Genomic DNA, 19,190 nt, shown 5'->3' with positions numbered 1-19,190 from the left:
AACTATTTATGTGTAATCAACCAGCAGTTATGAATGTGCTTATTGCGAGAGAAGTCCAATGGAAGTGTCTTCGCTGAGATATTCTGAGCCTTAAGACCTAACTCATCTAGAGCTTCCAAGTCCATTTTGAAGTGACGCTTGTTGTTAGAGAACACAATCGTGCCTTCTTCACGAAGAAGACGTTTAAGGTTTTCCATCAGCTGAATGTGATCACGTTGAACATCGAAAGATTGATCCATACGCTTTGAGTTAGAGAACGTAGGTGGATCGATAAAGATCAGATCATAAGAACCCTGCTCTTTAGCTAGCCATTGTAGACAGTCAGCTTGAACAAACTGATGTTGACGACCAACACGACCGTTAAGCTCCATGTTCTCTTTCGCCCACTCTAGGTAGGTATTAGACATATCAACAGTAGTTGTAGAACGAGCACCACCCACAGCAGCATGAACAGATGCACTTCCTGTATAAGCAAACAAGTTTAGGAAATCCTTACCTGCGGCCATCTCACCGATACGACGACGAGTGATCTTATGATCTAGGAACAACCCGGTATCTAGGTAATCATGAAGATTAACAATCAGCTTAACGCCATACTCGTTCACTTCTAAGTTCGATGAGTCTTGAGCCAATTTCTGGTATTGAGAACGGCCTTTCTGTTTCTGACGAACTTTAAGCACAACGTTGTTTGCTTCTACGCCTGTTACTTGAATAGAAGCACGGATGATATCGGTTAAGCGACGTTTTGCCTTCTCTTCCGGTACATCTTTAGGCGCTGCGTATTCTTGAATCACAAGGTGACCTGGGTATACATCAATCGCTACATTGTATTCTGGTAGGTCAGCGTCGTAGATACGGTAGCAATCTAATTGCTCTTTCTTAGCCCACTTGCCAATTTTACCGATGTTCTTTTTAAGACGGTTCGCGAAATCAGGTGCAATCAATTGTTCTTGCTCGCCTGATGGACGCTCTGACATCGGACGATCTGAAATTGAGTAGTTCTTTTGGTGACACGGTAACGCACCGTTGTTCAACTTGAACTGTTTATCTGCACGCATGCGTAAGCAGCTTAGTAGCTCGTCTGAGCTAGAGAAGATAGATGCGTTACAGCCACCAAATTCAGCTTTAAGCTGTGCACCGAATGCTGTGTAAAGTGCAATAAGACCCGGCTCGGTACCAAGACGTTCACCGTAAGGCGGGTTAGAAACAATCACACCATCAGTAAACTCTGTAGGACGCTTAAGCTTTGCAGCATCGCCTACTTCGAATTCAATCAACTCTTCAACACCGGCACGACGAGCATTGTCACGCGCAGTTTTGATCATACGTTCATCATTGTCGTAGCCATAGAACTTACATTCCACTTTCTTAACACCACGACGACCTTGAACGTTCGCTTCAGCTTTCACTTCAGCCCATAGCTCTGGTTCGAAATCTTCTAGTGATTCAAAACACCACTTCTGACGTTTAACACCTGGAGCCATGTTTGCAGCCATCATCGCCGCTTCAATCACTAACGTACCTGAACCACACATTGGATCTAGGAAAGGCTTAGTTGCGTCCCAACCACTACGAAGAAGGATTGCAGCAGCTAGTGTTTCACGCAGCGGAGCACGACCTGATTCTGGACGGTAGCCACGTTGGTGAAGACCGCTACCCACCATATCAACACCAAGAATCGCTTTATCACGGTGTAAACGAACGTGGATACGAATGTCTGGGTTCTCTTTGCTAATAGAAGGACGAGGTAAAGACTTCTTCTCAAAGCAATCAACAACGGCATCTTTTACTTTCATCGCACCGTATTGGCTATTACGGATTTCGTTGTTCGTACCATTGAAGTCAACAACAAAACGCTTAGAGCTATGGAATTGATTTACCCAGTTAACCGCAGTGGTTGATAGGTACAAATCCATGTCGTCCATACAAGTGAATTCAGAAAGGACACGTACAAATCGAGAAGCCAAACGGCTCCACAAACAACAACGATAAATTTGCTCATTGGTGGCTTTGAATTTAACACCTGCTTGAACAGGTTTTGCGTTTGTAATCCCTAGTTGGGTTAGTTCTTCAACTAATAAATTCTCAAGGCCATTTGAGGTAACCGCTAGATATTGATTCATAGTGTTCTTTTATTGATAAAAATGAGCTCGATTATACCTGAATTTGTTACTAGAGCATCACACTAAACTCGTCTTTTCATTGAATCTTTCTTCTAACTGGCTAGCAAACGCGCAGTGTTGAAGCGATCGCTTACCCACATCCCCTTAGAACATAAGACTTATCAAACCAACTTCATTTCTGACCACTTATTAACCAAAGTAGCAATGTGAATTTATATTCACCTCAAAACTGGTATATACCAAATGAGATTTATGGATGAAATTTAACTACAAAAGACCAAAAACAGGGAATAAAGACGGTAGATTTACTCTTCTGGCGATGAAAACGGGCAGAAATTAAGGTGAAAAAATAGTCGTAAGTTCACTATTTAAATGGTTAAGCCGTGATGTATTTATCAGGATGAGGTTTTTTAGGCACAAAAAAATCGGCTAATGAGCCGATTCTGAGGAAGGTTTATACGTTTGTGTGCTGCGATGCGTGGTTGAAATGATGTGCTAGATTAGAGGTTAACCTACCATCGCTATGTGTGTCTGATGAAGGATAGCGTTCGCGTCTACCATTCTATCGTGCATCACCTTGATTGAGTCTCCAAATCGCAGTCCTTTTGAAGGCGTTAACAAGAACTCTTCTAGGTCAACAAATGCACATAGGCTCGCACACTCTCCCACTTCTAATACAATGAAATACCCTAAGCTATGCTCGTTATTCATTTGTACAATATCCCCTTCTTGAGGATATTCATGGCCAGTACCTTGTGAGTCGAAGAACCAACTCTTGGGCTGTACAGGCTTATGGAAACGCTTTGCTGCCACACAATAGAGTGCTAATTCAGCTTGACGAGGCTCAGACAGTTCTAAGCCAGAAATTTGTTCTTTGAAGGTTTGGTATGAAGATGCGTCATCAACGGTGAATTCATTATCTCGAAACGCGCAGTCCACCAGCTTATTGCGGACCAGATTCGTTTTGAAAATCATATCCTCTCCGAGGTTTAGCATTAATGAACATTGCTGCTCATCGTAATACCAACTCCATGTATCGCTAGGTTTAAGCATCATTTCGTCTCACACTGTTGAACCATTCCATTAGGTAAAACGCAAAATTACCTTCAATTACAGTAATTTTACTGAGCAATAGGCAAAAAAAAAGAGGAAATGAATTCCTCTTTCTTGTCGCTTTTCTCTACAACTCAGTGAGTTACAGTGTCTCTTTTATTAAGACGATGCCAGATTGTCGCTTTTCAGAAATAAAAGCGTCTTGCCGTTTAAAGATTTTTAACGATGTCACCTACAAGGCCTGGACCTTTGTAAATGAAACCAGAGTAAACTTGTACAAGCTTAGCGCCTGCCATCATTTTCTCTTTTGCAGCAACATACGAGTCAACACCACCTACTCCAATGATCGGCAGTTTGTCACCCAGCTCTTCGTGAAGTTTACGAACTACTTCAGTACTACGAGATTGAACAGGACGTCCACTTAGGCCACCCGCTTCATCACAATCTTTCATACCTTCAACGATTGAACGATCCAATGTTGTGTTTGTTGCGATCACACCATCGATCTTATTTTTGATCAATGATTCACAAATTTGGCGAATTTCGTCGTCGCTTAGATCCGGAGCAATCTTAAGAGCAAGAGGAACATATTTACCATGCTTCTCTTCCAGTTCAGATTGTTTCGTTTTAAGTTCAGACAATAGATCGTCTAGAGCTTCGCCGTATTGTAGAGAACGAAGTCCTGGAGTGTTTGGTGAAGAGATGTTCACAGCAATGTAACCAGCGTATTGATATACCTTCTCCATACAGATCAAGTAATCTTCAGCGCCCTTTTCAATTGGTGTGTCTTTATTCTTACCAATGTTAATGCCTAAGATGCCATCGTAGTTCGACTTCTTAACATTCTCAACAAGGTTGTCGACGCCTAGGTTGTTAAAACCCATGCGGTTGATGATACCTTCAGCTTCAACAAGACGGAATAAACGAGGTTTGTCGTTACCCGCTTGCGGACGTGGAGTCACTGTTCCTACTTCTACGAAACCAAAACCCATTGCGCCAAATGCATCAATACATTCGCCGTTTTTATCTAGGCCAGCAGCAAGGCCAACTGGGTTTTTAAAAGTAAGACCCATGCACTCTACAGGTCGGTGAGGTAATTGTTGGCGATACAAAAGATCAATAGGTGTGCCTGTGAAGCGCTTGAAATTTTGAATTGCAAGATCATGTGCCTTTTCGGCATCAAGTTGGAAAAAGCCAGTTCTGGCTAGACGGTAAAGCATTGTGCCTCCGATAGAAAAAAGCCCCGTGTAAACGGGGCGCTATTATTTACTTATTTACCCAACTATTCAATCTATTACTGTCTGTAAGGGTAAGATAATCAAGTTTGCTAACGAATGAGCTTCATTATTAAGCAAACGTTATCGTTTCTTCAAGTTATTAAGCCATTTCTAATCTCAACCTTAGTACAGCCATCAGGTCACTTAACAACAAACAACGTTTGCGTCGAAGTTTGTTCTTCAAAAGTCGTTAGGCCTATTGTTTCCACTTTACCGAAACGAAAAAGGCAGACCTTTTGGCCTGCCCTTATACTTTTTCGTCTTATCTAGTAACTAGTCTTTTGACATGCAGTTTAGATTCAACAGCATCAATTCACGCAGTGCTACTGAGAACTTAGCAAACTCATGAACAGAACCTACTTTGAATTCGTTTAGGATGCTTTCCCAACGATGTAGAGAAACAGAGTTACTTTCCATCCAGTCATCAAGCGCTTTAATCACATCGATATCTGAAGCACAACCACAGTTAAGTACTTGACCAGTTAACTGGCGTTGCTGCCAATCCAGATCTTCTCTGAATGCTGCACGCGCCAGTGCTTGCCAGTTGTTGTCTATAGCTTGGCCATTGATTTGCTTCAAGAACCAGTGCAGTGACAAACGGTCGCCTAGGTTGAAGTAAAGCTTAGACGCTTGCTGTACTGTTTTACCCGTTTCACGAGCCACTGTAGATATATCCAGTGCTGAGTACAGGCTAGACAAACGAGCCACTGAATTAGCCAGCTCAGCGTTTACACCTTGGTCAATCCATACTTGAGCCATTGCTTGATGCTCTTCTACTTCTGAAGCCACTAGGTTTTCATCCAGCTTCTCAGTAATTGCGACGACATCACCTTGGTAAAGCTCAATCAATGCATTCACTGACTGTTTACCGGTACGGTTTCTTAGCAACCAGCGTGCTAGACGACGAAGCGTACGACGTACATGGTAAAGCAATTCGTATTGAGCTTCAGAACTTGAGATGTTGTCCAGTTCACGGATGCTCTTCAATACCTTACCCAGGCCGTAGATTTCACGTGATGCCGCGTAAGCATTCGCAATATCAACAATGTTCGCGCCCGTCTCTTCTTGCAAGCGAGTCACGAAGTTACAGCCCATCTCGTTAACCATTTGGTTAGCAAGCGCAGTCGCAATGATCTCTGCACGAAGTGGATGGTTATCCATGTGCTGAGAGTAGTTACGGCGTAACTCTGTTGGGAAGTATTGCATCAGTTGTTGAGCATGGAACTCATCATTCGCAATGTCATCACTCACAAGATCTTCTTTTAGAACCATTTTACCGTAAGCGATCAATACTGATAGCTCTGGTCTTGTTAGTGCTTGGCCCTGCTTCTCACGTTCTAGCAGCGTTTCGTCATCTGGGATGTATTCCAAACCACGGTCTAAGTACCCGGCTTTTTCCATTGTGTGGATAAAGCGGATTTGCTCTTTCACTAAGCCTACACCTTGATGCTCAGTAACAGAGATAGACTCAGCTTGGCAGTAAGCGTCGTCTAGTACGATTTCACCTACTTCATCTTCCATAGATTCAAGAACTTGGTTACGTTGCTTAACGGTAAGATCACCATTAGACACCAAGCCATTCAAGAAGATCTTAATGTTAACTTCGTTATCCGAGCAATCTACACCACCAACGTTATCGACAAAGTCAGTATTAACTCGACCGCCCGTTAGAGCGTATTCAATACGACCCAATTGAGTCATACCCAAGTTACCGCCTTCACCAACAACCTTAGCTTTCAGGTCACGGCCATCGATACGTAGCACGTCATTTGCACGGTCACCCACATCGGTATGAGTCTCACTAGAAGACTTAACGTAAGTACCAATACCGCCGTTCCAAAGTAGATCAACTTTCATAGACAAGATCGCTTTGATCAAGTCGTTTGGTGCCATCGATGCTTTCTTGGTACCCAGCATTTTCTGAATTTCAGGTGTCAAAGAGATAGACTTCGCTCGGCGAGAGAAGATGCCACCACCTTGAGAAATCAGGTCTTTATTGTAATCTTCCCAACTTGAACGAGGCAGATTAAACAGACGGTCACGCTCTACCCAGCTTGATGCTGATTCTGGATTCGGGTCAATGAAGATGTGCATGTGGTTAAACGCAGCTTGCAAGCGAATGTGCTTAGATAGCAGCATACCGTTACCAAATACGTCACCCGCCATATCACCCACACCAATGGCAGTGAAGTCTGTGCTTTGACAGTTAATACCCATTTCGCGGAAGTGACGTTTAACCGATTCCCAGCCACCTTTCGCCGTGATACCCATGGCTTTGTGGTCGTAACCGTTAGAGCCACCCGATGCAAACGCATCACCTAGCCAGAAGTTGTACTCTTCAGCTACTGAGTTCGCTAGATCTGAGAATGTCGCGGTGCCTTTATCGGCTGCAACAACCAAGTATGGGTCATCTTCATCGTGACGAACAACGCTCTTAGGTGGGATAACCTCACCTTCAATGATGTTGTCTGAAACGTCTAGCAATGCACGGATGAAGCGCTTGTAACAACGTTGACCTTCAGCAAAGATCTCGTCTCGGCCAGACATCATGTGTTGACGCTTACAAACGAAACCACCTTTAGCACCAACCGGTACGATAACCGTGTTCTTAACTTGTTGCGCTTTAACTAGGCCTAGAATCTCAGTACGGAAGTCCTCTTGACGGTCTGACCAACGTAAACCACCGCGTGCTACTTTACCGCCACGTAAATGCACACCTTCAATGTCTGGTGCGTAAACGAAGATCTCAAACGCAGGAACCGGCGCAGGGATATCTGGAATCTCGCTTGGTCTCATTTTCAGAGCCAACCAAGGTTTAGACTGCTTATTCTCGTCTACTTGGTAGTAGTTAGTACGAAGCGTTGCAGTGATCATTTCCATGTAGCGACGAATGATACGATCATCATCCAAGCTTTCTACATGATCCAACTGTTCAGTGATCTTCTTAATAAGATCTTGTTGGCCTTTTACGCTGCCCTTCAGTTTCGGGTTAAAACGCTTGCCGAATAGGCTCACTAGCCCTTTCGCTAATTCTGGGTAATGAGACAATGTGTCTTCAATGTATTGTTGGCTGAATGGGAAACCAACTTGACGCATGTAACGAGCATAAGCACGTAAGATTGAGATTTCACGGCCAGAAAGACCAGCGCCAAGTACTAAGCGGTTGAAACCATCGCTGTCTAACTCACCCGCCCAGATTGCCGCAAAGGCTTGTTGGAAAAGATCGCGAGCTTCACGAAGATCAATGGTCTTATCGCTCTTGTGCAGCATAGAGAAATCAAGGATCCAATAGGTCACACCGTTGGTTTTACGCACTTCATATGGAGATTCACCGATAACGCGTAGGCCAAAGTTTTCAAGCATTGGCATAACATCAGAAAGGTGAATTGGCTCATCGCTGTGGTAGAACAACTTCAAACGAACGGCTTTTGAATCTGCCGCTTCTTCTTGAGGACGGTAGAAAAGCATACCCAGTTTGTTGTCTTCACTTAGCGCTTCTAAACGTTCAATGTCGGCAACAGCAGAACCTGGCATCATGTCTTCTTTGTACGAACGTGGGAATGCACGCATGTACTCTTTCGACAATGGAAGACCTTTGCTTTCACCGAAGTTTGCAATGATAGATTCAGACAGACGGTCATCCCACGTAGACGATACTTCCATTAAATTTTGCTCAATTGTTTTCACGTCCACATCCATGTTGTTGTTATCAACACGAACAATATAGTGCGTTCTTGCTAGCGGGCTTTCAGAGAAGTACGTTGTAAATTCAACCTCTTCTTCACAACCAAAGTACTGTTTCAAGATGCGCTGTGTTTGGCGACGAAGCTCAGTGTTGTAACGATCTTTTGTTACGTAAACCATGCAGCTAAAGAAACGACCAAACGGGTCTTTGCGAACAAACAAACGCAGGAGATCGCGATCTTGCATTTGTACTACGCCCGTACCGACTTCTAGTAGCTCTTCTTCTCGAGCTTGCAGCAGTTCATCACGTGGGTAGTTTTCAAGAATGTTGTGCAGCGCTTTGTAAGAGTATGAACCTTCACGGTAACCACTCGCATCCAAAATACGTTCTACTTTCTCGCGAACAAGAGGAATCGTTTCAACGGTTTGGTTATAAACGGCAGATGTGTAAAGACCAGTAAAGCGGTGCTCACCAATGACCTTACCGTTCTTATCGAACTTCTTAATACCAATGTAATCGTTGTAAGCTGGGCGGTGAATGCGTGAAGCCGTGTTGCCCTTGGTTACGATAAGCACATAAGGCTTTTTCGCTTCAAGACGTGCCGAATCAGAAAACTCAGATAGCTTAACGTTACGTACACGATCTGAGTTCGCAAACAAACCAAGACCTTGCTCCTTGGTCGGTTGCAGTTCAGTGTCGCCGTTAACTGAAACTAGGTCATATTCCTTATAACCCATGAATGTAAAGTTGTGTTCACCTAACCAACGAAGAAACGCCAACGTTTCATCAAAACGTTGGCCATCTACAGGAATGCTCTCTTTCTGCTTTTCTACTTGATTGGTTACTTCTTCAAGTCGTTCTACCATCTTCAACCAATCGTTCACAACTAAGCTAGTATCGGTAAAGATATCCAGTAGCTCCGTTTTAAGAGCTGTCATTTCAGCTTTACTGCTAAGACGGTCAACCTCAATATGGAAAAGCGATTGGAATGCACCTTCGTTATTGCTTACACCGACAACACTGCCCTTATCTGAGCGAGAGATTTGTGTTGGGTTATGAAGCATAAGGTGAGAAGAAAGGTCTAGGCGAGTAAGTGCCATTTTTACGGAATCAACAAGGAATGGGCTGTCTGGAACGACTATCTCAACGATAGTATGAGTAGACTGCCAACCTTGACGACTTACCGTCGGGTTGAAAACGCGTACAGAGATTTCGTCGGCTTTCTTTTCATTGATGTGATGCCATAAGCTAACTACAGCACCGTATAAATCGGATTCGTTTCTCTGAGTCAGATCGTCGTGAGAAACGTTACTAAACAAGTGTTGAGCAAGTTGAGTTACGAGAGGTCGATGAGCAAGGTCAAGTTTGTCTTGAATCAGCTTGTAAACTTTTTCAAGTAAAACTGGAACCACAGTTTCACGTGCGGTCATAGTCACACTCCACAATTAGAATTATATTTTATTATTAGGGGGATCACTTAATCTGGTGTTTGAAACGTGCCGTTGAGCGCTTTTCTACTAACGAGTTAAGCAAAGGTAATGCATTCATTTATTGTAAAAGCATTATTGAAAAATAGTTAATTGTTTTGGAGGTGGTAAGAGCTGAAATGTTTGATTATGTGATTAAGATTCCTTTTAACTCACTAGGCATGCCAAGGTTTACAGAGCTTCTAACTTAATAAACTTATTTTTTTGGTCAGTTGTCAGCCTAAACTGCCCTCTAACCCCTATTTGTGTAAGAAATGGTCTGAACCGAGTTGCAGGTAACTGTAAGCGTAAACCTGTTGTTGTTATCACTTGAACTTTACTTGCGGCGCCAGAATAGCTGGCCAAAAACTGCTGATATGAGATGTTAAGTTGGAAAATATAGCGATTCATACGATACCTGTATAAATATACAGTGCCAGTGTTTTTTGGCACTTTTAGATGTCTGACGGTGAAACTGAACTTGAAGCTGCTCTAGCTTATCGAAAATTCGATGAACCAGAAACAAAAAATCAGTGGCAGATATTCTCTACCACTGATGACCTTTCGTTGTAGCAAACAGTTTATTAGTAAACCGCTTATTAGCAAACAGTTACCTGAATGCGCGCTGACTTAAGCCTCTAGTGCTTTCGTCACTTTCTCAAACAAGTCTTTTGCTAGGTTGTCCATGTTCTTTAACGTCTCTAGTTCTTTTTTGATAAGAGCTTGACGTTCATCATCGTACTTACGGAACTTAAGTAGCGGGTCAATTAGACGTGAAGCCACTTGTGGGTTGCTGCTGTTTAGCTCACGTAAGATCTCGCCAGCAAATGCATAGCCTTGACCAGACTTGTCGTGGAATTGAACCGGGTTCATGTTTAAGAATGAACCGACCAAGTTACGGGTACGGTTCGGGTTCTTCAAACTGAACGCCTGGTGCGACATCGACGCTTTGATCACTTCAAGTGCGTTTGAACTTGGGTTTGTACCTTGCAATGCAAACCACTTATCCATAACAAGACCATCGTGTTTCCACTTGTCACTGTAATCCACCATCAAGGTTTCACGACATGGTAGTTGTGCACTGTTTGCCGCGCCCATTGCTGCCATCGTATCTGTCATGTTATTCGCTTGTTGATACATCGCAACAACCAAGTCATTACCCTGCCCAGTATGAGCTAAGTAACTTAAGCAAACTTTACGTAGAGTACGCTTACCAATCGAATCGTGATCGATCGTGTATTCTGTTAGTGCGTGGCTGTGATAAACCGCCGCTAACTCGTCTTCAAGTTCTGCAGCTAATGTAACTTTCATCGAGTTAAGAACCGATGCGACCGCATCAATATCAACACGCTCATACCAACCTGATACTTCATTGTGGCTTGGTAGAGAGAGCATTTCTGCAATAAACGCAGGCTCTAGTGAATCACTCAGCAGTACGCCACGGAATGCATCAACAACAGAATCAGAAAGCTCAAACGCTTGACCCTGTTGAACCTTCTCAACGTTACTGCGGATGTACTTCGCTAATAGCATTTGACCCGCATCCCAACGAGAGAACTCATTGCGTGCATTTACCATTAGGAAGATCAGTTCTTCATCTGAATAGTTGTACTCCAGTTTCACTGGCGCAGAAAATTCACGAAGTAATGATGGGATCGGTTGCTCAGAAACGTTTTCAAACACGAACGTTTGCTCTGCTTCTTTCACATCTAATACATTATGAACTGGCTTACCGTTACATTGTAACTCAACAACTTCACCCGCAGCTGCGTACAGCTCGATATCAAGAGGAATATGCAGAGCCTGCTTTTCCGTTTGCTCATGAGTTGGCGCTGTTACTTGGCGAGTTGTTAATGTGTACTGTTTCTTCTCTGCGTCGTACTTACTTTCAACAGACAGCGTCGGCGTACCAGATTGGCTGTACCATAAACGGAACTGAGATAGGTCGATGCCCGACGCATCTTCCATTGCCGCGACGAAGTCTTCACATGTTGCAGCCGTACCATCGTGACGTTCGAAGTAAAGCGTCATGCCTTTTTGGAAACCGTCTTCACCCAACAATGTGTGGATCATTCGGATCACTTCACTGCCCTTTTCGTACACAGTCAATGTGTAGAAGTTATTCATTTCTATCACTTTTTCTGGACGAATTGGGTGAGACATCGGACTTGCGTCTTCAGCGAATTGTGGCCCGCGAATAATACGAACATTGTTGATTCGGTTTACTGCGCGAGAGCCAAGATCAGATGAGAACTCTTGGTCACGGAATACCGTTAAGCCTTCTTTCAGACTTAACTGGAACCAATCGCGACACGTCACTCGGTTACCTGTCCAGTTGTGGAAATATTCATGGCCGATTACTGCTTCAATACCTAGGTAATCTGTATCCGTTGCAGTTTGGTCGTTTGCTAGAACGAACTTCGAATTGAATACGTTCAAGCCTTTGTTTTCCATCGCACCCATGTTGAAGAAATCAACGGCTACGATCATGTAGATGTCTAAGTCGTATTCAAGATTGAAACGTTCTTCGTCCCACTTCATTGAGTTAATCAAAGAAACCATCGCGTGGCTCGCACGGTCTAGATTGCCTTTATCAACAAAGATTTCTAGGTCAACTTTACGACCCGATTGTGTAGTGTATGCGTCACGAAGTACATCAAAGTCACCCGCTACTAAAGCAAACAAGTACGCTGGTTTTGGATGTGGGTCTTGCCACTTCACCCAATGACGACCGTTTTCACCTTCACCTTCATCTACACGGTTACCATTACTTAATAAGAATGGGTTCTCTGCTTTGTCTGCAATTACCGTTGTAGTGAATTTCGCCAACACATCTGGGCGATCCATGTAGTAAGTGATACGGCGGAAACCTTCAGCTTCACATTGAGTACAGAACGCGCCACCCGACTTGTACAAGCCTTCAAGTGCACTGTTCCCTTCAGGGTTAACTTCGGTAACGATGGTTAGAGTAAATTCTTTTGGAAGGTCATTCAGCGTAAGTTGAGTTTCAGACTGCTCGTACTGAGTCCATTCGTTGCCTTCAACCAAAACAGAAACCAACTTCAAGCCTTCACCATCAAGTACTAATGTCGTGCTGTCTTTCTCCTGCTTAACACTAGAAACAGCCGTAACAATGGATGCTGAGTCGTACAAATCGAAAGTAAGATCGATTTCAGAAATCGTGTGAGATGGTGATTGATAATCTTTACGATACTTGGCTTGAGGTGTATGTGCCATGACGGGTTCCTTTTTATCGTTATACGTAATTATTTTTTAACTGTATATATCTAAAGGTTGAGCGCCAATAAAACAAGGGGAATATTAAAAAAAGGAGGCATTGTAAGAAAATGCCTCCATGTTTTGCTATTTTATCAATCAAATCAGACAGGAACGCCTAAGAAATGAACTGTGCACAATATTATCAACGAGTACGCCGTTACTGCTAAAACTCACGATTATCGAATGCGATTGAGTACCGCAAACATATCTCCCTCTTCACCTTGCAGCGTTAACACATCGCTGTTCAGTGTATATCGAGTGCCGTGTTCACCGTTCTCATAAAGTAACACTAGTTGATCGCCTTCTGTGTAATACACCCCGCGACGAATGACTTCACCACCTTCTTCATCTGATACTCGGAACATGAATATAAAGTCCGGCTGAAGGACTAAATCCATTTTTTGAATGTTACTCGCACGTAGATCGCTTCCAGACAGTTGGGCACTTGACCAGATTCCCGCCAATGCATTTGGCAAGGCCTTAGTGAACATAACACCGTTAAGATTCAGCATGTTGTGATTACTGCTGTACGCGTAAACCTGAGGTTCTGAGGTATTCAAACCCAAAATAATCGTGTCTTCATTGGCGTTATACAAACCTTCCCAATGATCGACACTGTAGTCTTTCTTTTGGATATCGATAGTGAATGAGTAGTTTGAATCAAGAGTGAGCTTGATCGCTCTAAAGTTTTCAGTGCCTTGCTCAGGATCAGGATTCATCAAATACCAATCACCAAGCAGCAAAGGAAGGTCAAAATGAGATAGATTACTATCACTTTTTGATTGTTGGTTACTCGAAGCGACCTCGCTCCCAAAAGCCACAAAACTTAAACAAGATAAAAATAGTAGAATCCATTTCATAAGCGTCCCCTCGTTTTCTTTAAGCTTAGGCACGTAATGAATAGAAAGCGAAAAAATATGATCTAAGTCACTAAATTTTAAGTGCGAAGTAACTTAAATGTCATTATCACTCGAAAAATAATACTTAAGTTTAGTTATTTTTACAGTGTACTTCACAGCCGAAAATCAAATAACAGTGGTTCTGCAGCAAGTTAAAAAGCGAGGAAGCATGCCGTTAACATGACATTATTCGAGGCAAGAACACAGGTACAAAAAAAGCGAGCCTAAGCTCGCTTTTCAAATAGTACGTCTTTAAACAATCACCTTATAACAGGTATTTTGTTTATTTCTTGATCATATCCAGCATGATAGCAACTGATTCATCAAGATAAGCATCCGGGGCTTCGTAGTCTTTTGGAATATCATCCAACGTTTTAAATGCCTCTAACTTAGCGGCTTTTTGACGTTGATTGATACGATCTAGACGAAGCGCATCCGCATCATCGCTCTCTTGCTGACGTACCTTTTCATTCAAAGAAAGGTCGTTATCGTCTTTATCTGCCTTATATTTTTCAATATCTTGCGCGATAAAGCCAAATTCCATGTCTGTCGCAATACGAGCTTGGTGTTGAGCTGTTAAAGCAGCAATTTGCTCATCGTTACGCTGTAACACTGAGTAGTTTACTTTATCAATGCTGTCCCAAGGTAGAGCATTGTCTTCAACACTTTCACCAGTATCTGCCGGGTCTATTGGCGTTGGGTAAGCAATATCAGGTACTACACCTTTGTTTTGCGTACTGCCACCATTGATTCGGTAGAATTTCTGGATTGTGTATTGAACGTAGCCCAACTCTTTATCGAACAAATCATAGATATGATTCAAAGAACGATGTTGTTGTACCGTACCTTTACCGAAAGAGTTTTCACCTAGGATGATTGCACGACCGTAATCCTGCATCGCTGCTGCAAAGATCTCAGATGCCGAAGCACTGTAGCGATTCACCAATACCGTTAACGGACCTTGGTAACTGATTTCACCATCAGTATCGCTGTTCACTTTGACACGACCGTAGCTATCACGAACCTGAACAACAGGCCCCTCTTTGATAAATAAACCAGAGAGTTCGGTTGCTTCAGTCAGTGCACCACCACCGTTGTTTCGCAGATCAACAATAATACCTTCAACACCTTGCTCTTTAAGCTCGGTGATCAGTTTATCGGTATCTTTAGAAAGACCAACATAGAAACTAGGTACTTCGAGTACACCAATCTTCTTGCCATCTTTCTCGATAACTTCTGATTTAACAGCGCGGTCTTCTAAACGAATCTTATCGCGTACAATTGTGACAACGTGACTTTTTGCATCTTTACCGTCTGGCAAGATCTGTAGCTTAACTTTGGTCCCTTTAGGGCCTTTAATAAGTTGTACTACATCGTCTAAACGCCACCCGATAACATCAACAATTTCTTCGCCATCTTGACCAACACCAACAATGCGGTCTCCATCACTCAATTGTTTGCTGTTTGACGCAGGGCCACCAGCAACTAAAGAGCGAATAACGGTGTAGTCGTCTGTCATCTGAAGTACAGCGCCAATACCTTCTAGAGATAGATTCATCTCAGATTGGAATTGTTCTGCATTTCTTGGAGAAAGGTAGCTGGTGTGAGGATCAACTTCACGCGCAAATGCGTTCATGTAGATTTGGAAAGCATCTTCATTATGCGATTGCGTGATACGCTTCATCGCATTGTTGTAACGCTTTTCCAAAACTTCTTGAATCTCTGGCCATTCTTTACCAGTAAGTTTTAGATTCAACGCATCGTATTTAACACGCTTCCTCCAAAGCTCATTCACTTCGGCGATATCTTTCGGCCATTCCGCTTCATTGCGATTGAGCTCAATACTTTCATCGGTATCAAACTTAATCTCAGTGTCTAGCAAAGACAGCGCATACTGAAAACGTTCAAAACGCTTCTGCATAGAAAGATTATAAACATCGAAAGCAATCTGGTTATTACCCGCTTTCAGCTGATCATCAATTTGAACAGATGATGAGGAGAAAGAGTCAATATCAGCTTGAGTGAAGATATTACGATTATAATCCAGCATCTCTAAATAACGATTAAAGATAGCTTGAGAGAAATCATCGTTGAGATTGAAGTGTTTATAGTGAGAACGAGTAAATCGAGAAGTAACACGTTTACTAGCAGTTTCGTGTTGGGCCTCAGGAACGAGTAAAGGTAAATCGTCCTGATCTAATTTGGCTTCAAGAGCCTGAGCTGAAGCTGCTAGACAAAAGCTAGCAGCAATCAGTGTCAATTTTGAACGGCATTTCATGCGTAGGAGTATCTCCTTTAAGCGCGCAAGTGCTCCGCTTTAACAACCATTTGTAGGCCGTTTGCTAACTGAACACGCACATCTTCCTTATTGATTTCAACAATGGTCGCAGCCATGTTTCCTGTACCCATGTTCACATTTACTTCTTTGCCAGCGATGAATTCGTCAGCGTTCAAAGCGCGTGTTTCTACAGGCTTTTCTACTTTCGGTGCTTTAGGCGCTTGACGACGAGGCTGTTGAGCTTTCTTCGCCTTAGGTTTCGCTTTGCCTTCTTCACGAGCTTTCTGTGCTTGTTCTTTACGACGAGCCTGAACTTTCGCTTTGCTTTCTGCAAGTGTAGCTTTAGCGTGCTCAACGTGCTCTTCTTCTAACGTGCCACACGTGTTGCCGTCTAGGTCAACACGTTCTGCGCCAGCTTTTACGCCGTGCAGGTAACGCCATGATGATGTGTACTGTCTTAACGCTGCACGAAGCTGAGTCTTACTTACTTTTTCGTCTTCATTTAGACGTTCAGCAAGATCTTGAAAAATACCAATTTTAAGTGGCTTCGCTTCACCTTCTAGAGTAAAGCATTTAGGGAAACATTCAGCAATATATGCGATAACTTCTTTGCTGTTTTTTAACTTTTCAGTGTTTTCCATGTGGGTTCCTGGTTTTTGCGGTTTTCCGCGAGCATTAAGAAAATATTTTTACGTATTATAGAGAGATGCTTGGGAAAAACCACAGTAAGAGAATAATTTATGCCTTGTTCGCGTGCGAATTAAGCAGCTTTTCCACTTCTGCCATGAAAAATGTCAATCCGTCCTCGTCAATTTGAGAAAAACGACCAACATTTGGGCTATCAATATCAAGAACGCCCGCGATTTTTCCGCCAATCGAGAACGGAATAACGATTTCTGAGTTACTTGCAGCGTCACAAGCGATGTGACCTTCGAACTCATGAACATCATGAATGCGCTGAACTGTATTCGTCGCAACCGCAGTTCCACACACACCACGCCCGACCGGAATTCGCACACAAGCAGGTTGACCTTGGAAAGGGCCCAGTACAAGTTCGTCTTTTTCCTTAGCTAAATCCTGCTTCATTAAATAGAAACCCGCCCAATTCAAGCCATCCAATTCCATGAATAATAATGAACTGATATTAGCAAGATTAGCAGTTAGATCGGTTTCTGATTCAATTAATGCAACGGCTTGTTTGGTTAAGCGTTGGTAATGTTCTATTTTCATATTAACTTCCAATTAAATTGAGACTTCCATTATCAAGAGAACGCAGTAGAATGCGGCCATCAAACTAAATAGGACTTATTCTCATTACAATGAACAATTCAGAAGACACTATTAGCCGTTCTTGGTTAATAACTCAAGTAAAAAAACACAAGTCCAAATTACTGTTTGCTAACATTATTGCCATATTTGCAACTCTCATTAGTGTCCCTATCCCGTTGCTCATGCCATTAATGGTTGATGAAGTATTACTTGATAAGCCCGCTTCAGGCTTAGAGATGATGAACCACCTACTTCCATCTTCATTACAAACACCGACTGGCTATATAGCACTAACTTTGTTGTTAGTGATTATCATGCGCTCCGTTAGCCAAGCGCTGAACATTCTGCAAGGGCGCCAGTTTACGCTTGTGTCCAAAACAATTACCTATCAAATGCGCAGCAAGATGATAGATAAGCTTGGCCGCATCAGTATTCGACAATACGAAACCAAAGGCAGTGGCGGTATTAACGCCCACCTAATAACAGACATAGAGACAATAGATAAGTTCATTGGCTCGACTCTTTCTAAATTTATCATCAGCTTCCTGACCGTGTTCGGGACAGCGATCGTGCTGTTGTGGTTAGAGTGGCGTTTAGGATTGTTCATTTTATTGGTCAATCCTGTTGTAATTTATTTCTCCCGTAAACTAGGCAGCAGGGTCAAACACCTTAAGAAATACGAAAACCAATCTTTCGAGCGCTTTCAAAACCGTTTGGTGGAAACCTTAGACGGCATTTACCAACTGCGTGCGGCGAATAAAGAACGTATCTTTCTCGATGAACTTAAGGTTCAAGCAAACCAAGTAAGAATCGATGCAGACAAATACGCTTGGCAATCTGAAGCTGCTGGCCGTGTTTCGTTTCTGCTGTTCTTACTAGGTTTCGAGCTTTTCCGTGCCGTCGCTATGCTAATGGTGTTATTCAGTGACTTAACCATTGGTCAGATTTTCGCGGTATTTGGCTACTTGTGGTTCATGTTAGGCCCGGTCCAAGAGCTACTAGGGATTCAATTCTCTTGGTATAGCGCGAAAGCGGCACTACAACGCATCAACGATCTTCTTCAGTTAGAAGAAGAGAAGCGCCCTATCAGTAAAGTGAACCCATTTACTGAAGATCAAGAAGTGACAGTTGACATCGAAGACGTTACATTCTCTTACACATTAGAAAACACTGTTTTAAATAGGCTATCGCTGCACATCCCTGCAGGTAAAAAAGTCGCTTTGGTCGGTGCGAGTGGAGGGGGTAAATCTACGTTAATCCAGTTGCTGATTGGGGTTTACCAAGCAGACTCAGGTTGCATTCGCTATAACGGTGAAACAACCGATGACATCAGCTTTGATGTAATACGCAATCAAATTGCCGTTGTTTTACAACAACCTATACTCTTTAACGATACATTAAGGCATAATCTGACCCTTGGTGCTGAATACGACGAAATGTCGTTGTGGCGTGCGCTTGAAGTCGCTCAAATGCAAGATGTCATCAAGCAACTGAGCAATGGCTTAGATACACAAATTGGTAGGAATGGCGTTCGACTGTCTGGTGGTCAACGACAACGCTTAGCAATAGCTCGTATGGTGCTGAGCAATCCTAAGTTTGTTATTCTTGATGAAGCGACATCTGCACTCGATACAGCAACAGAGTCAGCACTGCATAAAGCGTTGAGCGAGTTTTTGAAAGATCGCACAACTTTGATAGTGGCTCATCGATTATCAGCGGTGAAACAAGCCGATCTAATCTATGTTTTAGAAGATGGACAAGTCACACAGACGGGAACACATGGTGAATTGGTTGAACAACAAGGACTCTATCAAACACTCTACGGCAGTGTGCAATCGCACGCCTGATGTTTGTGGCTCTG

Annotated in this window: 11 protein-coding genes; 1 reads left to right on the top strand and 10 read right to left on the bottom strand. The window is 43.0% G+C overall.

Features of this window, described 5'->3' with window-relative positions:
- Nucleotides 1-2: 2 nt before the first annotated feature.
- The 10 genes from rlmKL to AB4133_RS19020 form a co-directional block, all read right to left on the bottom strand.
- A complete protein-coding gene (gene rlmKL / locus AB4133_RS19065; RefSeq protein WP_017059679.1) occupies nt 3-2,123 on the bottom strand; it encodes a bifunctional 23S rRNA (guanine(2069)-N(7))-methyltransferase RlmK/23S rRNA (guanine(2445)-N(2))-methyltransferase RlmL in 2,121 nt (706 codons plus the stop codon).
- Between the two features lie 507 nt (nt 2,124-2,630).
- A complete protein-coding gene (locus AB4133_RS19060; RefSeq protein WP_017063848.1) occupies nt 2,631-3,179 on the bottom strand; it encodes a cell division protein ZapC in 549 nt (182 codons plus the stop codon).
- Nucleotides 3,180-3,385: 206 nt separating this feature from the next.
- Entirely contained in the window at nt 3,386-4,396 is a 1,011-nt protein-coding gene (gene pyrD / locus AB4133_RS19055) for a quinone-dependent dihydroorotate dehydrogenase (RefSeq protein WP_372225372.1), read from the bottom strand.
- 330 nt (nt 4,397-4,726) lie between these two features.
- A complete protein-coding gene (locus AB4133_RS19050; protein ID WP_372122134.1) occupies nt 4,727-9,568 on the bottom strand; it encodes an NAD-glutamate dehydrogenase in 4,842 nt (1,613 codons plus the stop codon).
- Between the two features lie 228 nt (nt 9,569-9,796).
- Nucleotides 9,797-10,015: a DUF2835 domain-containing protein gene (locus AB4133_RS19045; protein ID WP_004733645.1), complete on the bottom strand. Its 219-nt coding sequence runs from the start codon at nt 10,013-10,015 to the stop codon at nt 9,797-9,799.
- Nucleotides 10,016-10,234: 219 nt separating this feature from the next.
- Nucleotides 10,235-12,841, bottom strand: coding sequence for an aminopeptidase N (pepN, locus tag AB4133_RS19040; RefSeq protein WP_372225369.1), 2,607 nt, complete (start codon nt 12,839-12,841; stop codon nt 10,235-10,237).
- 218 nt (nt 12,842-13,059) lie between these two features.
- Complete coding sequence (locus AB4133_RS19035) at nt 13,060-13,743, bottom strand: hypothetical protein (protein ID WP_017068918.1); 684 nt, start codon at nt 13,741-13,743, stop codon at nt 13,060-13,062.
- Between the two features lie 322 nt (nt 13,744-14,065).
- A complete protein-coding gene (prc, locus tag AB4133_RS19030; protein ID WP_372225366.1) occupies nt 14,066-16,060 on the bottom strand; it encodes a carboxy terminal-processing peptidase in 1,995 nt (664 codons plus the stop codon).
- 17 nt (nt 16,061-16,077) lie between these two features.
- Nucleotides 16,078-16,701, bottom strand: a complete 624-nt coding sequence (gene proQ, locus AB4133_RS19025; protein ID WP_017059688.1) for an RNA chaperone ProQ — start codon at nt 16,699-16,701, stop codon at nt 16,078-16,080.
- Between the two features lie 97 nt (nt 16,702-16,798).
- Nucleotides 16,799-17,290, bottom strand: a complete 492-nt coding sequence (locus tag AB4133_RS19020) for a GAF domain-containing protein (RefSeq protein ID WP_372225364.1) — start codon at nt 17,288-17,290, stop codon at nt 16,799-16,801.
- A gap of 89 nt (nt 17,291-17,379) precedes the next feature.
- On the opposite strand from AB4133_RS19020, the gene AB4133_RS19015 reads away from it, so the two are divergent.
- Nucleotides 17,380-19,176 carry an ABC transporter ATP-binding protein gene (locus tag AB4133_RS19015; RefSeq protein WP_017059690.1) on the top strand — a complete coding sequence of 599 codons (1,797 nt, stop codon included), beginning with the start codon at nt 17,380-17,382 and terminating at the stop codon, nt 19,174-19,176.
- Nucleotides 19,177-19,190 lie beyond the last annotated feature (14 nt).

It is taken from the genome of Vibrio sp. 10N.286.52.F8, from assembly GCF_041468745.1.
Taxonomy (GTDB): domain Bacteria; phylum Pseudomonadota; class Gammaproteobacteria; order Enterobacterales; family Vibrionaceae; genus Vibrio; species Vibrio crassostreae_C.
This window is presented reverse-complemented; position numbering and strand designations above follow the sequence as displayed.

Excerpts from the sequence above, each read along its gene's own strand:
- rlmKL (WP_017059679.1), bottom strand. The coding sequence starts at position 2,123 with ATGAATCAATATCTAGCGGTTACCTCAAATGGCCTTGAGAATTTATTA.
- AB4133_RS19060 (WP_017063848.1), bottom strand. The coding sequence starts at position 3,179 with ATGATGCTTAAACCTAGCGATACATGGAGTTGGTATTACGATGAGCAG.
- pyrD (WP_372225372.1), bottom strand. The coding sequence starts at position 4,396 with ATGCTTTACCGTCTAGCCAGAACTGGCTTTTTCCAACTTGATGCCGAA.
- AB4133_RS19050 (WP_372122134.1), bottom strand. The coding sequence starts at position 9,568 with ATGACCGCACGTGAAACTGTGGTTCCAGTTTTACTTGAAAAAGTTTAC.
- AB4133_RS19045 (WP_004733645.1), bottom strand. The coding sequence starts at position 10,015 with ATGAATCGCTATATTTTCCAACTTAACATCTCATATCAGCAGTTTTTG.
- pepN (WP_372225369.1), bottom strand. The coding sequence starts at position 12,841 with ATGGCACATACACCTCAAGCCAAGTATCGTAAAGATTATCAATCACCA.
- AB4133_RS19035 (WP_017068918.1), bottom strand. The coding sequence starts at position 13,743 with ATGAAATGGATTCTACTATTTTTATCTTGTTTAAGTTTTGTGGCTTTT.
- prc (WP_372225366.1), bottom strand. The coding sequence starts at position 16,060 with ATGAAATGCCGTTCAAAATTGACACTGATTGCTGCTAGCTTTTGTCTA.
- proQ (WP_017059688.1), bottom strand. The coding sequence starts at position 16,701 with ATGGAAAACACTGAAAAGTTAAAAAACAGCAAAGAAGTTATCGCATAT.
- AB4133_RS19020 (WP_372225364.1), bottom strand. The coding sequence starts at position 17,290 with ATGAAAATAGAACATTACCAACGCTTAACCAAACAAGCCGTTGCATTA.
- AB4133_RS19015 (WP_017059690.1), top strand. The coding sequence starts at position 17,380 with ATGAACAATTCAGAAGACACTATTAGCCGTTCTTGGTTAATAACTCAA.